Genomic DNA, 15716 nt, shown 5'->3' with positions numbered 1-15716 from the left:
TGCAACACGCCGCCCGCCGCGGCCGCGATCCGGCGGCGGTGCGGCCGCCCCGTCGCGGAGGAAGGGCCTGCGCGGGCGGACTCAGGGCCGGTTCGTCCGCCCGCGCAGGGCTCGGGGGTCCGCTCAGGCCAGGTAGCGGACGTGCCGGCGGGCCAGGGTGGCCAGCACGGCGTCGGGGTCGGCGGCCCACACGTCGGCGTTGAAGATCTCCACCTCGATGTCGCCGGTGTAGCCCGCGGCGTCCACGGCCCGGCGCAGGGCCGGGATGTCGGCGTGCCCGTCGCCCACCATGCCCCGGCCCAGCAGCGGGTCGGCGGGCAGCGGCAGCACCCAGTCGCAGACCTGGAAGCTCGCGATGCGCTCCGCGGCCCGGGCGATGTCCTGGTAGACGCGGGGGTCCCACCACACGTGGTAGGTGTCCACCACGACCCCGACCTCGCCCACGGGGAAGCGCTCGGCGATGTCGAGCGCCTGGCCCAGGGTCGACAGCACCGCCCGGTCGGCGCAGAACATCGGGTGCAGCGCCTCCAGCGCCAGGCAGACGCCGCGCTCGGCGGCATAGGGCGCGAGCTCGGCGATCGCGTCGGCCATGCGCTCGCGGGCACCGACGAGGTCGCGGTCGCCCTCGGGCAGGCCGCCGACCACCATCACCAGGCAGGGCGCGCCCAGCTCGGCGGCCTCGTCGATCGCGCGGCGGTTGTCCTCCATCGCCGCGGCGCGGTCGTGGCCGGTGAGGAACCCGCCGCGGCAGTAGGAGGACACGCGCAGCCCCGCCTCGCGCACGAGCCGGGCCGAGGCGGCGATGCCGGTCGCCGCGGCGGGCTCGCGCCAGAGCCCGATGGCGCCGATGCCGGCGCGCAGGCAGGCCTCGACGGCCTCGGGCAGGCTGCACCGGTCGACGGTCCGCTGGTTGAGCGAGAGCCGGGCCAGCCGCGGGTCGCCGGGGTCCGGAGCGGCCCCCGCGGGCGCTCCGGAGGGGACGTCGAACGCGGTCGGCGGTGCGTGGCCGCTGTGTGCTCCGGTCGCCATCACCGCACCCCCGAGATCTCCAGCAGGGACCGCATCCGGGCGGCGGCCAGGTCGGGGTCGGTGAGGACCCCGGCGGCGTCGGCCAGGCGCAGCGCCTTCGACAGGTGCACCAGGTCGCGGGCGCTGTGCAGGCCGCCGACCATCGTGAATCCGGGCTGGTGGCCGTTGAGCCAGCTCAGGAACGCGATCCCGGTCTTGTAGTAGAACGTGGGCGCCGCGAAGATGTGGCGGGCCAGCGGGACGGTGGGCTCCAGGGCCGCCCGGAAACCGTCGGTGTCGGCGTCGTCGAGCGCGCGCAGCGCCGCCGCCGCGGCCGGTGCGATGGCCGCGAAGATGCCCAGCAGGGCGTGGGAGTGGCCCTCGGCGCCGCCCTCGATCAGCTCGGGGTAGTTGAAGTCGTCGCCGGTGTAGAGCCGCACGCCCGCGGGCAGGCGCCCGCGCAGCCGCACCTCCAGGTCGGCGTCCAGCAGCGACACCTTGATGCCGTCGACGCGCGCGGCGTGGTCGGCGATGATGCCGGCCACCGTGTCGATCGCCTCGGCCGGGTCGCCGTGCCCCCAGTAGCCGACCAGGGCGGGGTCGAAGGCGGTGCCCAGCCAGTGCAGGATCACGGGTCCGCGCACCTGCTCCAGCAGCCGGCCGTAGACCTTGGCGTAGTCGTCCGGCCCGCGGGCGCAGGCCGCGAGGTGGCGGCTGGCCATCAGCACGGGGGTGGCGCCGGCGCCCTCGACGGTCTCCAGCTGCTCGGTGTAGGCGGCCTCGACCTCCTCCAGGGTGGTGCTCGCGCCGGGTCCGAGGTGGTCGGTGCCCGCGCCGCAGCACAGCAGGGCGCCGCGGCCGGCCGCCTCGGCGGCGCTGCGCCGGATCAGCTCGGCGGTGGCGGGCCAGTCCAGGCCCATGCCGCGCTGCGCGGTGTCCATGGCGTCGGCGACGCCCAGGCCCAGGTCCCACAGGCGGTGCCGGAAGCCGAGGGTGGCGTCCCAGTCCAGGCGGGCGGGTGCGCCGATGGCGTTTCCCGCCACAGGGTCGGCGACGACGTGGGCCGCGGCGTAGGCGGTCCGCGAGCGGGGCGGTGCGGCGCCGGCGGGTGCGGGGACGGCGCCGCGGGGCGTGAAGTCGTGCAGCCGGCCGTCGGCACCCGGCAGCCGCAGGGGCGGGCCGGTCACGGCAGCTCCACCTCCTCCAGCTCGACCCGGTTGCCCGAGGCGGCGGAGCGCAGCCCCGCCTCGGCCAGCTGCAGCCCGCGCGCCCCCGAGAGCAGGTCGAAGGGGAAGCGGGTGCCGGCGCACACGTGGGAGATGAACTGCTCCCACTGGGTGCGGAAGCCGTTGTCGAACTCGGCGTTGTCGGGGACGCGCTCCCACTGGTCGCGGTAGCCGCCCTGGTCGACGGGGGCGTCGGGGTCCCAGACGGCGCGGGGCGTGGCGACGCGGTGCTGGATGCGGCAGTCGCGCAGCCCCGCGACGGCGCTGCCCTCGGTGCCGTCGACCTGGAACTCCACCAGCTCGTCGCGGTCGACCCGCACGCACCAGGAGGAGTTGATCTGGGCGGTGATACCGCCCTCCAGCTCGAAGACGGCGTAGGCGGCGTCCTCGGCGGTGGCGGCGTAGGGACTGCCGTCCTCGGCCCAGCGGCGGGCGATGTGGGTGGCCGTGGTGGCGGTGACCGCGCGGACCGGGGCGAAGAGCTGCTCCAGGATGTAGTGCCAGTGCGGGAACATGTCCAGCACGATCCCGCCGCCGTCCTCGGCGCGGTAGTTCCAGCTGGGCCGCTGGGGCTCCTGCCAGCCGCCCTCGAAGACCCAGTATCCGAACTCGCCGCGGATGGACAGCACGCGCCCGAAGAAGCCGCTGTCGAGCAGCCGGCGCAGCTTGAGCAGGCCGGGCAGGAACAGCTTGTCCTGCACGACGCCGTTGCGCACGCCGGCGTCGCGGGCGAGCTTGGCCAGCTCCAGCGCGGCACTGAGGGTGGAAGCCGTGGGTTTCTCGGTGTAGATGTGCTTGCCCGCCGAGATCGCCGAGCGCAGCGCCTCCTCGCGCGCGCTGGTGATCTGGGCGTCGAAGTAGACCTCGATCCCGGGGTCGGAGAGCACGGAGTCGAGGTCGGTGCTCCACCGCTCGATGCCGTGCTCCTCGGCGATGCGCCGGAGCTTGTCCGCGGACCTGCCCACGAGGACGGGCTCGGGCACGACCCGCGAGCCGTCGGGCAGCTCGACCCCGCCGGCCTTCCTGATCGCCAGCACCGACCGCGTCAAATGCTGCCGGTAGCCCATGCGGCCGGTGACGCCGTTCATGGCGACGGCCAGCACCCGATCTTGCATGCGTCGTCCTATCACTCGGTTCAGAAAGCGCTTTCCAAGGTACTTTAACCTGCTTTCCTACGCCAGAGCAGCGTTCACGCCCTTTCCCGGCCGCTCTCCGTCGGCCGCGGCACCGGCGCGGCCGGGGATGCGCCGATCCTGCCCCGATAATCGGGCTTTTGACCTGCCGAAGCTTACGGGAAGGCGCTTACCGGCGGTTGGCGCGGGGCGCCCGCGAATCCGTGCCGATCGCGGGCGCCCCGCCGCTCAGCGCACCGGGGACCGGCAGAGGTCGGTCTCGATGTGCGTGCACAGCCAGGCGTGCTGGGCGTAGGCCACGCGCAGGGCGAACACACGGCACCGGTCGCCGCAGTCGACCACCGCGCTGATCTCGACGGCGTCGGGCGCGGGCGCGCTCAGCACGGCCCTGCGCACGCGGGGGCTGCGCGCGCAGGCATAGCCCCCGGCGCGGCGCTGCAGCAGCTCGTAGGCGCGCCGCCCGAGCAGCGGCCGCACCTGGCCGACCGGGCGCTCGCCCGCCAGCACCTCGGCCAGGATCTGGGCGAAGCGCGAGAGCTGCCGCGGGCTGCGGCGGTGCGGATAGGTCAGGGCACCCGGCCGTGCCGGGCCGCGGTGGGAGCGCGGCCGCGCGCGGGCGCGCGTGCCGCGGCGGGCCGGAACCCGGGGACCGGCGGCCGGGCCGGTGGCGGGTCGGGTCGGGGTGTGCGTGGACGAGGGGGCCGAGAAGCGGGTCGGGGAGGGGGCGGTGTCGAGCTGCTGACCTGCCAAGGACGAGTCCCTTCCGAGGCGAGTGCGGCCGTCCGCGGGCGGGTCGGCCCGCGGCGCTGGAGCGGACGTCGCCGTCCGCCTCTTCCTCAGAGCGCGCCGACCGGTTCCGATGCCACCTGGAATGCCGGGTTTCTGCGCCCGGCGCGCACGGCACCGGAATCGCCCACCCGCTCCCGGTGATCCCTCCGGCGTGCCCCGGCACCCCGGATACGGGCATACTGCTCCATGTGACTCACCGGTACCTCGACACGCCCGTCCCCATCGCGCTCGCCCACCGCGGCGGCTGGCGCAAGGACGAGTCGGGCGCGGTCGACGCCACGCTGGAGAACACCGCCGTCGCCTTCCAGTACGCCGTCGACCTGGGCTACCGGTACCTGGAGACCGACGTGCACGCCACGGCCGACGGCGTGCTGCTGGCCTTCCACGACCCCACCCTGGACCGCGCGACCGACCGCGCCGGGCGCATCGCCGACCTGGACTACGCCGAGGTGTCGCGGGCGCGCGTCGCCGGGCGCGAGCCCATTCCGCTGCTGGAGGACCTGCTCGGATCCTGGCCGCACGTGCGCCTGAACATCGACGTCAAGGGCGACGAGGCGGTCGAGCCCCTGGCGCGGGCGCTGCGCCGGACCGGCGCCTGGGACCGGGTGTGCGTGGGGTCCTTCGACCAGCGGCGGCTGGACCGCGCCCGCAGGCGGTTCGACCGGCCGGTCGCCACCTCGTGCGGTCCGGCGGACGTGGCGCGGCTGCGGGCGGCGTCTATGTCACCGCTGCTGCGGCCGCTGGCTCCGCGCGCCCCCGCCTGCGCGCAGATCCCGCTGAGCCACGGGCCCGTACCGCTGGTCAGCCGCGACGTGATCGCCACCGCCCACCGGCTCGGCATGCAGGTGCACGTGTGGACGATCAACGACACCGCCCTGATGCGGCGGCTGCTGGACGCCGGTGTCGACGGGATCGTCACCGACAACACCGAGGGCCTGCGGCGCGTGCTGATGGAGCGCGGGGCCTGGCACGATCCGCCGGGCGGCCCGGTCGGCGACCGGTAGCCGCCGCAACTCCTCCCCTGTCGAAGAGGACCCTCCATGGCCACCACTCCCCCGGCCCCGCCGCCGTCCGGCGCGCCCGCGGCCGACCCCGCCGAACTCCGCCGCGAACGCCGCGCCTGGTACTTCTACGACTGGGCGAACTCGGTCTTCTTCACCTCGGTGATCTCGGTCTTCTTCGGCCCCTACCTGACCGCGCTGGCCCAGGAGGCCGCGGGCCCCGGCGGCCGGATCGGCGTGCTGGGCCTGGCGATCGACCCCACGGCGCTCTATCCCTACGCCACGTCGGCCTCGGTGCTGCTGCAGCTGGTCGCGCTGCCGGCGATCGGCGCGATCGCCGACTACACCGGCCGCAAGCGCGAGCTGATGGGCCTGCTGGCCTACATCGGCGCCTTCGCCACCATGGGGCTGTACTTCGTCGACGGCTCCGCCTACATGCTGGGCGCCGGGCTGTTCGTGCTGGCCAACCTCACCCTCGGCGCCTCGGTCGTGGTCTACAACTCGTTCCTGCCCGACCTGGCCGAGCCCGACGAGCGCGACACCGTCTCCTCGCGCGGCTGGGCGATGGGCTACCTCGGCGGCGCGCTGCTGCTGAGCCTGCACCTGGTGCTCTACCTGTTCCACGGCGCCCTCGGCCTGGAGCAGGGCCACGCGGTGCGGATCGCCATGGCCTCGGCGGGCGTGTGGTGGGCGGTGTTCACGATCATCCCGCTGACCCGGCTGCGCAACCGCCACCGCGGCACCGTGCTGACGGGCACGCGGCCCGCCGAGCCGGGCCGGGCGAGCGGCGTGCGGGCGGTCGCGAGCAGCTTCGGTCAGCTCTGGTACACCGTGCGCAGCCTGCGCGCCTACCCCAGGACGCTGGTCTTCCTGGTGGCCTACATCCTGTTCAACGACGGCATCCAGACCGTGATCGCCTTCTCGGCGACCTTCGCCGACCAGGCCCTGGGCCTGGGCCAGGACGTGCAGATCGGCGCCATTCTGATGGTGCAGTTCGTGGCCTTCGGCGGCGCGCTGGTGGTGGGCGCGATCGGGCGCCGGCTGGGCACCAAGCGCACGATCCTGGGCAGCCTGGTGGTGTGGACGGGCGTGGTGGCCGTGGCGCCGCTGCTGAGCGAGGGATCGGCGGTGCAGTTCTTCGCCCTGGCGTTCTTCATCGCCATCGTGCTGGGCGGTACCCAGGCGCTCTCGCGGTCGCTGTTCTCGCACCTGATTCCGCGCGGCAAGGAGGCCGAGTACTACGGGCTCTACGAGATCAGCGACAAGGGCTCGGCGTTCCTGGGGTCGCTCGCGCTGGGGATCGCGCTGGACGCCACGGGAGGCGACTACCGGCTGGCGATCCTGTCGCTGGTGGTGTTCTTCGTCCTCGGTTTCGTGGTGCTGGCCTTCCTCGGGGTCTCGCGGGGCATCCGCGAGGCGGGCAACACCGTGCCCGAACGCATCTGAGGCCCGTTCGCCCGGGCCCGGGCGGGCGGGGTGACGGTGCCCCCGCCCGCCCGGTGCGCACGGCCGCGGACGGCCGCGCGGCGGCCTAGCGGAACCCGCGCTCGATCTTCGCGCGGCGCTCGCCCGCGTTGTCCAGCTCGGGGACCCGGTCGGCCATGGCGGCGGCCTCGTCGCCCACGCCGGCCCATCGCTTCAGCGCCTCCGTGGCCTTCGCGCGGTCCGCGTCGGTCAGCGCGGCGATGTCGGCGCCGTGGTTGGCGCCGGGAGCGACGAAGCGCATGGTGTCGCGCCTGGCGCTGCCGGCCCGGAAGTGCTCGGCCCCCCAGGGGTCGTACTCGCCGTCGACGAAGAGCATCCGCTCGGAGCGGTGGCTCACCCAGTGGTCCACGTCGGGCATGGCCCAGTGGTCGAAGCGCGGCACGTCCATCTCGTCGGGCAGGTAGCTGCGCGCCTGGAACAGCCCCGGGTAGCGCAGCAGGCCGTCGAGGTGGCCCGTGGGCACACTGGGCGTACCCAGCTGGGTTGCGGCCTGGAAGTAGTAGGGGATGTAGGGCATGGTGCCCTGGTCGGTGTAGAACGAGAACCCGGCGACCTCGTCGAGGAAGGCCGCGATCTCGTCGGTGGAGGCGTCGGGCGCGGGGATGTCGGCGCAGGCCTCGGGGTGGGGCTGGTACTGCCAGAACGCCCAGGCGGTGTCCAGCACCAGGATCTCGAACGCGCGGTCGGCGCTGCCGAGCGTGCGGTCGAAGGTCCAGTCGTTCTTCTGCGCCAGGGCCGTGTAGTGGTCGACGAGCTCGCCGCGCCGCTCCAGGGCCTCGTGCTGGAGGTCCTCCAGGTCGTCCTGGCACTGCGGGTCGTCGCCCACGGTGCGGAAGAACCTCCGGTAGGCGTGGTCCTCGCGGTCGATGACGTCGTTGGGTGCGACGTAGGCCACCGTGCCGTCGATGTCGTCGGGGTAGAAGCGGCGGTGGTAGACCGAGGTCATGCCTCCCTTGGAGGCGCCGGTGGAGATCCACTCCTGCCGGTAGACGTCGTTGAGCGCCTCCACCAGGCGGTGGTGGTCGGCGGCGGCCTGGCGGATGTCCAGGTCCTCCCAGTCGGCCGGGTCGGGCCGGGAGGGCTCGAAGAACCGCTGCTCGGTGGAGATCTGGTTGGCGTCGAGGATGCGCGCGGGTTCGCTGCGGAAGGCGCCGACGCTGACGTTGTACCCGCTGGTGTGCAGCACGGTCGGCCGGTCGAACCCGCGGTGCAGCAGGGTCAGCCGCTGCTCGAAGGTCTGGCCGTCGGCGTCGCCGTGGTCGGCGGGCTGCTCGTAGCCCAGGACGAAGTAGCGGAAGCCCGGCTCGGTCTCGGTCTCCTCGATGATGCGCAGGCCCGGCACGGCGTCGAGCCGGTCGGCGATGTCGGTGGGTGCGGGGTCGGCGCTCGCCGGCGCCGCGGTGAACAGCAGAGCGGTCGCGGTCAGCAGCGCTCCGGCGGCGGCGCGCCAGGACACCGCCGAATGTGGTGTGCGGGGGATCACCCGTTCAACCTCCTCGATGGGTCTCCGCCCCGGCGGGGGTGAGCGCGGGGCGGGTCGGATGCCGACTGACCGATCATTGGGTGTGCCGCGGGCGCAGTCAAGGCGCTACACCGCGTCGATCGGGCGCGGTGCGCCGGAGTGAGACCGTCGCCGCAGGTGGGTAGGCTGCTGCGGCCGCCGAAGACGAGCCCGCCGGAATCGGTGACGGCGAGCGCGGCGGCGCGCGCGAAGGAGGGTCCGCGACGCATACGGCGCCGCCGGGTGCGGCGGCGGGCGAGGGGAGGCACGATTGCTGTTCGGCAGGGAGCACGTCGAGCGCTACCGGGCGACCGGCGGCGAAGAGGGCCACGAGTGGCAGGGCACCACCACGCTCATCCTGACGACGACCGGGCGCACGTCCGGTCTCCAGCGCAGCACGCCGCTGATCTACCGCACCGACGGCGGGGCCTACGTGGTCGTCGCCTCCAACGGCGGCGCGCCCGACCACCCGCAGTGGTACAAGAACCTGCGAGCCTCCCCTGAGGTGGAGGTGCAGGTCAAGGCCGACCGCTTCCGCGCCCGGGCGCGCACCGCCGCCCCCGCCGAGAAGGCGCGGCTGTGGCCGCGGATGGCCGAGGAGTGGCCGCAGTACGACGAGTACAAGGAGCGCACCGACCGCGACATCCCGGTCGTCCTGCTGGAACCGGTCGGCTGAGTCCGGCGCCCGCGTCTGCCGGCCGGTCAGGGGCGGTTCCAGCGCTCCAGCAGCGCGGCCCAGCCGTCGGAGCCGGGCGCCGGAGCCGCCGCGAGGCGGTCGCGGTCCCGCAGCGCATCCCGGGTTGCCGCGGTAGTCCAGCAGCACCCACGCGCCGGCGCCGGGACCACCCCCAGCGTGCGCGCAGCTTTCGGCCCAGGCCGGGATCGCCGGCGCGGGCGGCTTGGGAGGCGCAGCGGCACGGGGGCGGGCGGCGGATTCGGAGGGCCGCCGCGGTGCGACGGAGCGGCTTCGGTGAGGGCCGTAGGCGGCATCTCCTCGGACACGGGGAATCCGAGGGTCGGGGCGGATTGTTTCCGCCGTGAGTCGGCGGTGCGGCGTCCGTGCTGCCGCGGCACCCGCCGCGCGGGGTGAAGCGCGCGCGGTAAAGATTGTGTCAAGAAGACGTCGGCGGACGTGGAGCGCGATCCCGCCGTGTGCGCAACGTTGCGCGGCTGTGTCCTGCGCCTACTACCGTACGGCGCGGCCCGGTCATCGCCGACCGGCCATTATCGCACGGTTGGATGACCGATGTGCGGGGAATCTTGACACGGACCGACGTGTTAAACCCATGTATACCGCAAGAGCGCCTGGAGGCACGCAACCGATGGCCGAGCGAGCACTTCGCGGCACACGACTCGGGGCGACGAGCTACGAGAACGACCGCAACACCGACCTGGCACCGCGCCAAGAGGTCACCTACGACTGCCCTCGGGGTCATCGCTTCTCCATTACCTTCGCGACCGAGGCCGAGGTTCCCACGAACTGGGAGTGCCGCTTCTGCGGCGACACCGCCCTGATGGTCGACGGCCGGGAGCCGCAGGAGAAGAAGGCCAAGCCCGCGCGCACCCACTGGGACATGCTCCTGGAGCGCCGGAGCATGGAGGACCTCGAGGAGGTCCTCAACGAGCGGCTGGAACTGCTCCGGGCGCGGCGCCGGGAAGAGCAGGAGCACATGCAGGCGATGGCCGAGGAGCGGCGCAGCGCCTGAGCACGCGCGAGGGGCGGAGGCGGGAGGGCCGACCGCCCCTTCGCATGCGCAGGGCTCCCCGCCCCGGGAGCACTCAGACGTGCTGGGCCTCCTCGGCGCTCTGCTCGCCGAAGGGGTCGCGGGTGCGGCCCACGAGGTCGGCCACCGAGTCCAGCACCTTCGTCGGCCGGTAGGGGAACAGCTCGGCCGTCTGGCGGCCGGAGATCCCCGACAGCACCAGCAGCGTCTGCAGACCCGCCTCCAGGCCGGAGCGCACGTCGGTGTCCATCCGGTCGCCGATCATCACGGTGCTCTCCGAGTGGGCGCCGAGCGCGCGCAGCGCCGAACGCATCATCAGCGGATTGGGCTTGCCCACGTAGTAGGGGGCGCGCCCGGTCGCGCGCTCGATGAGCGCGGCGACCGCGCCGGTGGCCGGCAGCGACCCCTCGCGGCTGGGGCCCTTCTCGTCGGGGTTGGTGGCGATGAACCGCGCGCCGCTCTCGACCAGCCGGATGGCGCGGGTGATCGCCTCGAAGCTGTAGGTGCGGGTCTCGCCCAGCACCACGTAGTCGGGATCGCGGTCGGTGAGCACGTAGCCGATGCCGTGCAGCGCGGTGGTCAGGCCCGACTCCCCCACCACGTAGGCCGATCCGCCCGGCCGCTGCTCCTTGAGGAAGCGCGCGGTGGCCAGCGCGGAGGTCCAGATCGACTCCTCGGGGATGTCCAGTCCGCTGCGCTTGAGCCGGGCGCGCAGGTCGCGTGGCGTGTAGATGGAGTTGTTCGTCAGGACCATGAAGCCGATGCCGTTCTCCCGCAGCTCGGAGACGAACACGTCGGCCCCGGGGATGAGGTGCTCCTCGCGCACCAGCACCCCGTCCATGTCCATGAGGTAGTTCCACGGCTTGTCGTTCACGCCCGCCACACTATCGCCACGCCCCGGCTGCGGCCGTCCCGTACGGCGCTGCGCGGGAGGGGCAGCCGGCGCCGGCTTACCGCCGCCGGACTCAGGCGCTCCTTCCGTCGAGCAGGTGGCGGTAGGCCCCTTCGAGGTAGGCGCGCTCGTGCTCGTCGTCGCACGCCCGGGAGTCGGCGGCCCACGGGACCGGGCACGGCCCCGGGTGGAGGGGCTCGGGGCAGAGCAGTCCGCAGAGGGCCTCGTGGACCGCGTCGGGGGCCTCGGTGACCACGCCGAACCGGACCTGGGCGGTGGTGCGCCCGCGCGGGTCGCGGCCGGGATGCTCGATGGCCCACTGCTGCGGCAGCTCGTCGTAGAGGCCCGCCACGGTGAGCGAGGCGTCGTCGCCGCCCGAGGGCGAGGCCGGGTCGGCCTCCTGGGCGACCGAGACGGTCCAGCGCCGCGCCGCCGCGCCCGCGGGGCCGGCCAGCAGCGCGCGGGCCCGGTGGACGAAGTCGCGGACGCCCTCGGGGGTGGCGAACACGCCGACCCTCAGTTCGTACAGCGCCGGCGGCCCTCCCGTCCCGACCGCTCGACTCACTCGTCCTCGACGATCCGGCCCGGGACGATCCGTCCGCCCCCGGGCGCGCGCTCGCCCGACTGCCCGGGCTGGGGCGGGATACGGCCGCCCTGGGCGACGAACTGGGCCTCGGCGGCGTCGCGCATGCGCTTGATGCGGCGCTCGGCCCAGCCGGTGAACGCCCAGCGCAGCGCCGGCCGGGTGAAGGGCAGCGCCATCACGGCACCCAGCACGGCCGTGACGAATCCGGGGGTGAGCAGCAGGATGCCGCCGACCATCAGCATCAGCGTGTCCAGCAGCCCGCCCTCCGGGCGCTTGCCGGTGCGCATCGCCTGATCGGCCTCGCGGAAGGTCTTGGTTCCGGCGCTGCGCAGCACGAGGACCCCGGCGGCGCTCAGCGCGAACAGCAGCGCGATGGTCCAGGCGACGCCGATCTGCTGGCCGACCAGGATCATCAGCCAGATCTCCAGGAAGGGCAGCGCCATCAGCGCGATGACGATCAGCAGCGGCATGGGTACCATCCTCGGCTCGGCAGGGCTCCCTCATCGGTCAACGCCCCGCGGCCCCTCATCGTTCCCTGCGGGGCCGCGGTGATGCGCCTCGGGGACGGGCGGCTCTGCTAGCCGGCGGAGGCTTCGCCGTCCGGGGCGCGTTTCGCGCGGCGGGCGGCGACACCGGCGGCGGCCAGGGCGCCGGCCGCCAGCGCGCACAGGGCCGCCTCGGGCAGCGCGCCCAGGCGGGTCGCCGGGGTCAGCCCCGACATGGCCTGCATTTCGGCCACGTGCACCGCGGGCTGCGCCTCGGGCGAGCGGTAGGTCACCTCTCCCCCGGCGGTGACCACGGCGCTGATCCCGCTCGTGGCGGCGACGACGGCCGGGCGCCCGTGCTCGACGGCGCGCAGGCGGGTGATCGCCAACTGCTGCTCGGACTGGCCGGTGAAGTTGTAGTTGGCGTTGTTGGTGGGGACCGCGATGATCTGGCCTCCCTCGGCCACCGATTCGCGCACCGGCCGGTCGAAGGCGACGTCGAAGCAGATCGCGGTCGCCAGCGTCGTGCCGCCCAGGGTCAGGTCTCCCGGTTCCGTGCCGGGCACGGCGTCGCTGGTGACGTGGTTCAGGCGGTCGACGAACCGGGTGAAGACCTCGCGGTAGGGGATGTACTCGCCGAAGGGCACCAGGTAGCGCTTGGTGTAGTGGTCGACCGGCCCCTCCTGGGGGTCCCAGACCACGCTGCGCACCTCGCGTTCGCTGCCGCCCGAGCGGTACCGCGTGATACCGAACAGCAGCGGAGCTCCGATGTCGCGGGCGGCGTCGCCGATCATCTCGGCGGCGGCCGGGTCGGCGTAGGCGTCGATGTCGCTGGCGTTCTCCGGCAGCACGACCAGGTCGGGCCGGGGCTCCTCGCCGGCCTGAACCCGGTCGGCCAGGCGGTGCACCGCATCGACGTGGTTGCGCAGGACCTGCGCGCGCTCGCCCAGGACGCTCATCCGGCCGACCCCCGGAACGTTGCCCTGCACCACGGCGACGGTGGCGGTGTGGTCGACGGCGGGCGCGGTGAGCGCGGGCAGGGCCGAGCCGGCGGCGGTGATCGCGACGGCGCCGGCCGCCAGCCCCGCGGTCGCGGCCAGCGGGGCCCTCGGCCGGCGCGCCAGACGCAGTGCGGCCGCCAGCAGCAGGGCGCCCACGAGCGCCACGGCGAAGGTCGTCAGCGGCGAGGAGCCCAGCGCGGCGTAGCCGGAGAAGGGCGTGTCGGGCTGGGCGAAGGCGAGCTTGCCCCAGGGGAACCCGCCCAGCGGGAACCGGGCGCGCACGGCCTCCTGCAGCACCCACAGGGCGGCGGTCCACACGGGCCACCCCGGAAGCCGGGCGACCCAGGCGATGCCGACCGCCATCGGCGCGAAGTAGACGGCCTCGGCGGCGGCGATGATCAGCCAGACGTCCACCCCGAAGACATCCTGCCAGCGGATCAGGGGCACCATCAGCGCGGCGCCGGCGACCAGGCCCAGCCACGCGGCCCGGCGGGCGCGGGCGCCCATGACGGCCAGGGTGAGCAGGGCGGCGCCGAGGGGCCCGAGCCACCACAGCCCGTAGGGCGGCAGGGCGAGGAGTTGACACAGCCCCGCCGCCGCGGCCGCGAGGGCGCGCGGGGCGGGACCGGTCAGCGAGCTTCGAGGGGACCGCCGAACCGCCGCGGTGGCGGCGTGTGCGTTGTCGCCCGTGTGCTGGGCGTCCTCGGTAACCACGCCTGGCTCGCTTTCACCTGTGAATGGGGGGACGCGGAAAAGGCCCGAAACCACCCTTCGGACCGGATCCGTCTCGTCGGCGGCGAGCGCGGAGACCGTTGTCTACTGGATGTTCGGGCCTTCTCCGGGTCCAACCCCCCGCCCGGTCGCGGAACCCCGGTCCTTATCAGGCCGCCGACCGCACCTGGTGCGTGGTGCGACGTCCGGCAAGACAACGACCGGACCGCTCGACCGGTCCGTCCAGTGCTGGACTGGTCAGTAGATTACCCAGACTCGGGGCCGTGCGCCGCAACGCTTCGCCGACGTGTCGGGAGAGGTGTCCCGCCCGCTCACGCACGCGGAGGATGCGAAACGACCGGATCCGGGCAACCGCCGCCAGGCTAACGCACCCGGTGGCCGCACGCCAGTCCGCCCGGTCGGTGCGAGGACCGCCGAACAGGCCCTCGATCAACGCTGTGTACTGGGACGATGCGCGGAACGCCGCATGTGCGGGCACACCCGCGTCCTCCCGCACGCGCGGGAGTGGGCGCCGGTGCGGGGCGCGCACGCGGGCGTCCGGAAACCGGGGCGGAAACCGGCGCGCGCGGGCGGCGGCCCTCCCGACTCCCCGCACCCGCGCCCGGGCCGCGCGCCTCACCCCGCCCGCCGCCGTCCGGCACCCCACCCACCCCCGTCTCACATGTTGGACGCAACCGGATCGAAATCGCGCGAACTATCGACAGATCGGCATCACTGGTGTTCGATATTGGCCAACAGATCGATACAGAGCGATCACCACAGCGAGAAGCTCGCTCCCGGAATCCGGAGCGGGCAACGGACACGGGAGCTGTTACCCCATGGCGAAGATCGTCCTGGACGGCGTCGACAAGGTGTACTCCGGCGGAGTCAAGGCCGTCGACAACCTGAACCTGGAAATCAACGACGGCGAGTTCATGGTGCTCGTCGGCCCCTCGGGCTGCGGCAAGTCCACCGGCCTGCGGATGATCGCCGGTCTGGAGGAGATCACCGGCGGCGACCTCTACATCGGCGACGAGGTGGTCAACGACCGCCCGCCCAAGGACCGCGACATCGCGATGGTCTTCCAGAACTACGCGCTCTACCCGCACATGACGGTCGAGCAGAACCTCGCCTTCGGCCTGAAGCTGCGCAAGATCCCCAAGCCGGAGATCCAGAAGCGCGTGCAGGAGGCCGCCTCCATGCTCGGCCTGGAGTCCTACCTCAAGCGCCGCCCCGCCGCCCTCTCCGGCGGCCAGCGCCAGCGCGTCGCCATGGGCCGCGCCATCGTCCGCGAGCCGCAGGCCTTCCTGATGGACGAGCCGCTGTCCAACCTCGACGCCAAGCTGCGCGTGCAGATGCGCGCCTCGCTGAACCAGCTGCACGAGCGCCTGGGCGTGACCACGGTCTACGTCACCCACGACCAGACCGAGGCCATGACCCTGGGCGACCGCGTCGCGGTGCTGCGCGACGGCCGCCTCCAGCAGGTCGACACCCCCAAGAACCTGTTCGACCGCCCGGCCAACCTGTTCGTCGCCGGCTTCATCGGCTCCCCCGCCATGAACTTCGTCAACGCCGAACTGCAGAAGGACGGCTCGGGCGCGCTGCTGAAGTTCGCCGACCAGACCCTCTCGGTGCCCGGCGCCGTCGTCGACGACCGCCCCGGCCTGCGCGACTACATGGGCAAGCAGATCATCCTGGGCATCCGGCCCTCCGACTACGAGGACGCCGCGATCGCCGGCAACGGCACCAACGCCACCATGGAGGCCGTCGCCGACGTGACCGAGGAGCTGGGCACCGAGATCAACGTGATCTTCTCGGTGAACGCCCCTCCGGTCCGCCACGAGGAGGCCGCCGCTCTGGCCGCCGACGCCGCCGGCGACGAGGCCGAGGAGGCCGCGCTGCCGCTGAGCGGCGACAAGTCGCAGTTCACCGCCCGCGTGAGCCCGCGCAGCTCGGTGCGCCCCGGCGGGACGATCACCCTGGCGGTCGACACCTCCCAGATGCACTACTTCGACAAGGACAGCGGCCTGGCCATCGGCCAGCCCGCCTAGGCCCTGTTTAAGAAGCCCGGCTTGTTCTGCTTCTCCGGCATGTCGGGGCTGCGCATAAGCGAGGTCTCCGGTAGATGGATCAACGACCAAGCAGACCGTCTACACGGAGACCTCGGTGGCCAG

14 protein-coding genes are annotated in these 15716 nt (G+C 73.5%); 5 read left to right on the top strand and 9 right to left on the bottom strand.

Annotated features, from left to right (window positions below):
- Window positions 1-123 precede the first annotated feature (123 nt).
- From ABD284_RS24735 to ABD284_RS24720, 4 genes are all read right to left on the bottom strand, one after another.
- On the bottom strand, window positions 124-1029 hold the full coding sequence (locus tag ABD284_RS24735) for a sugar phosphate isomerase/epimerase family protein (protein ID WP_344148518.1): 906 nt from the start codon (window positions 1027-1029) through the stop codon (window positions 124-126).
- Window positions 1029-2195 (bottom strand): dihydrodipicolinate synthase family protein, encoded by a 1167-nt coding sequence (locus tag ABD284_RS24730; protein WP_344148515.1) that lies wholly within the window; start codon window positions 2193-2195, stop codon window positions 1029-1031. The genes ABD284_RS24735 and ABD284_RS24730 overlap by 1 nt, the downstream gene beginning before the upstream one ends.
- Window positions 2192-3349 carry a Gfo/Idh/MocA family protein gene (locus ABD284_RS24725; protein ID WP_344148512.1) on the bottom strand — a complete coding sequence of 386 codons (1158 nt, stop codon included), beginning with the start codon at window positions 3347-3349 and terminating at the stop codon, window positions 2192-2194. Before ABD284_RS24725 ends, ABD284_RS24730 begins: the two co-directional genes overlap by 4 nt.
- Window positions 3350-3595: 246 nt before the next feature.
- Entirely contained in the window at window positions 3596-4117 is a 522-nt protein-coding gene (locus tag ABD284_RS24720) for an Rv3235 family protein (protein ID WP_344148509.1), read from the bottom strand.
- A 227-nt stretch (window positions 4118-4344) separates the two neighbouring features.
- Between ABD284_RS24720 and ABD284_RS24715 the strand changes: the two genes are divergently transcribed.
- Together ABD284_RS24715 and ABD284_RS24710 are read left to right on the top strand one after the other, a co-directional pair.
- Window positions 4345-5160 (top strand): glycerophosphodiester phosphodiesterase family protein, encoded by an 816-nt coding sequence (locus ABD284_RS24715; RefSeq protein ID WP_344148506.1) that lies wholly within the window; start codon window positions 4345-4347, stop codon window positions 5158-5160.
- A 36-nt stretch (window positions 5161-5196) separates the two neighbouring features.
- Window positions 5197-6603, top strand: coding sequence for an MFS transporter (locus ABD284_RS24710; RefSeq protein ID WP_344148503.1), 1407 nt, complete (start codon window positions 5197-5199; stop codon window positions 6601-6603).
- Window positions 6604-6688: 85 nt separating this feature from the next.
- Here the strand turns inward: ABD284_RS24710 and ABD284_RS24705 are convergent, their stop codons facing one another.
- Entirely contained in the window at window positions 6689-8125 is a 1437-nt protein-coding gene (locus ABD284_RS24705; protein ID WP_344148500.1) for a S28 family serine protease, read from the bottom strand.
- A gap of 289 nt (window positions 8126-8414) precedes the next feature.
- Here ABD284_RS24705 and ABD284_RS24700 point away from each other — a divergent pair, with 289 nt between their 5' ends.
- Together ABD284_RS24700 and ABD284_RS24695 are read left to right on the top strand one after the other, a co-directional pair.
- The gene (locus ABD284_RS24700) at window positions 8415-8819 is read left to right on the top strand and encodes a nitroreductase family deazaflavin-dependent oxidoreductase (protein ID WP_344148497.1); all 405 of its coding nucleotides are present in this window, start codon (window positions 8415-8417) and stop codon (window positions 8817-8819) included.
- Window positions 8820-9465: 646 nt separating this feature from the next.
- Entirely contained in the window at window positions 9466-9849 is a 384-nt protein-coding gene (locus ABD284_RS24695) for an RNA polymerase-binding protein RbpA (protein ID WP_344148494.1), read from the top strand.
- Window positions 9850-9922: 73 nt separating this feature from the next.
- Here ABD284_RS24695 and ABD284_RS24690 read toward each other — a convergent pair whose 3' ends face one another.
- The 4 genes from ABD284_RS24690 to lnt all read right to left on the bottom strand — a co-directional run bounded on the left by ABD284_RS24690 (window position 9923) and on the right by lnt (window position 13545).
- Complete coding sequence (locus tag ABD284_RS24690; RefSeq protein WP_344148596.1) at window positions 9923-10714, bottom strand: HAD-IIA family hydrolase; 792 nt, start codon at window positions 10712-10714, stop codon at window positions 9923-9925.
- A gap of 118 nt (window positions 10715-10832) precedes the next feature.
- Entirely contained in the window at window positions 10833-11324 is a 492-nt protein-coding gene (locus tag ABD284_RS24685; protein WP_344148491.1) for a hypothetical protein, read from the bottom strand.
- Window positions 11321-11815, bottom strand: a complete 495-nt coding sequence (locus ABD284_RS24680) for an FxsA family protein (RefSeq protein WP_344148488.1) — start codon at window positions 11813-11815, stop codon at window positions 11321-11323. The genes ABD284_RS24685 and ABD284_RS24680 overlap by 4 nt, the downstream gene beginning before the upstream one ends.
- A 107-nt stretch (window positions 11816-11922) precedes the next feature.
- The gene (lnt, locus tag ABD284_RS24675) at window positions 11923-13545 is read right to left on the bottom strand and encodes an apolipoprotein N-acyltransferase (RefSeq protein ID WP_386699703.1); all 1623 of its coding nucleotides are present in this window, start codon (window positions 13543-13545) and stop codon (window positions 11923-11925) included.
- A gap of 836 nt (window positions 13546-14381) precedes the next feature.
- On the opposite strand from lnt, the gene ABD284_RS24670 reads away from it, so the two are divergent.
- Window positions 14382-15593: an ABC transporter ATP-binding protein gene (locus tag ABD284_RS24670; RefSeq protein WP_344148485.1), complete on the top strand. Its 1212-nt coding sequence runs from the start codon at window positions 14382-14384 to the stop codon at window positions 15591-15593.
- The last annotated feature ends 123 nt before the right edge of the window (window positions 15594-15716 follow it).

The sequence above is a fragment of the Streptomonospora arabica genome, assembly GCF_039531585.1.
In the GTDB taxonomy this organism is placed as follows: Bacteria; Actinomycetota; Actinomycetes; order Streptosporangiales; family Streptosporangiaceae; genus Streptomonospora; species Streptomonospora halophila.
This window is presented reverse-complemented; position numbering and strand designations above follow the sequence as displayed.

Excerpts from the sequence above, each read along its gene's own strand:
- ABD284_RS24680 (WP_344148488.1), bottom strand. The coding sequence starts at position 11,815 with ATGCCGCTGCTGATCGTCATCGCGCTGATGGCGCTGCCCTTCCTGGAG.
- ABD284_RS24670 (WP_344148485.1), top strand. The coding sequence starts at position 14,382 with ATGGCGAAGATCGTCCTGGACGGCGTCGACAAGGTGTACTCCGGCGGA.
- ABD284_RS24735 (WP_344148518.1), bottom strand. The coding sequence starts at position 1,029 with ATGGCGACCGGAGCACACAGCGGCCACGCACCGCCGACCGCGTTCGAC.
- ABD284_RS24695 (WP_344148494.1), top strand. The coding sequence starts at position 9,466 with ATGGCCGAGCGAGCACTTCGCGGCACACGACTCGGGGCGACGAGCTAC.
- ABD284_RS24690 (WP_344148596.1), bottom strand. The coding sequence starts at position 10,714 with ATGGACATGGACGGGGTGCTGGTGCGCGAGGAGCACCTCATCCCCGGG.
- ABD284_RS24725 (WP_344148512.1), bottom strand. The coding sequence starts at position 3,349 with ATGCAAGATCGGGTGCTGGCCGTCGCCATGAACGGCGTCACCGGCCGC.
- ABD284_RS24710 (WP_344148503.1), top strand. The coding sequence starts at position 5,197 with ATGGCCACCACTCCCCCGGCCCCGCCGCCGTCCGGCGCGCCCGCGGCC.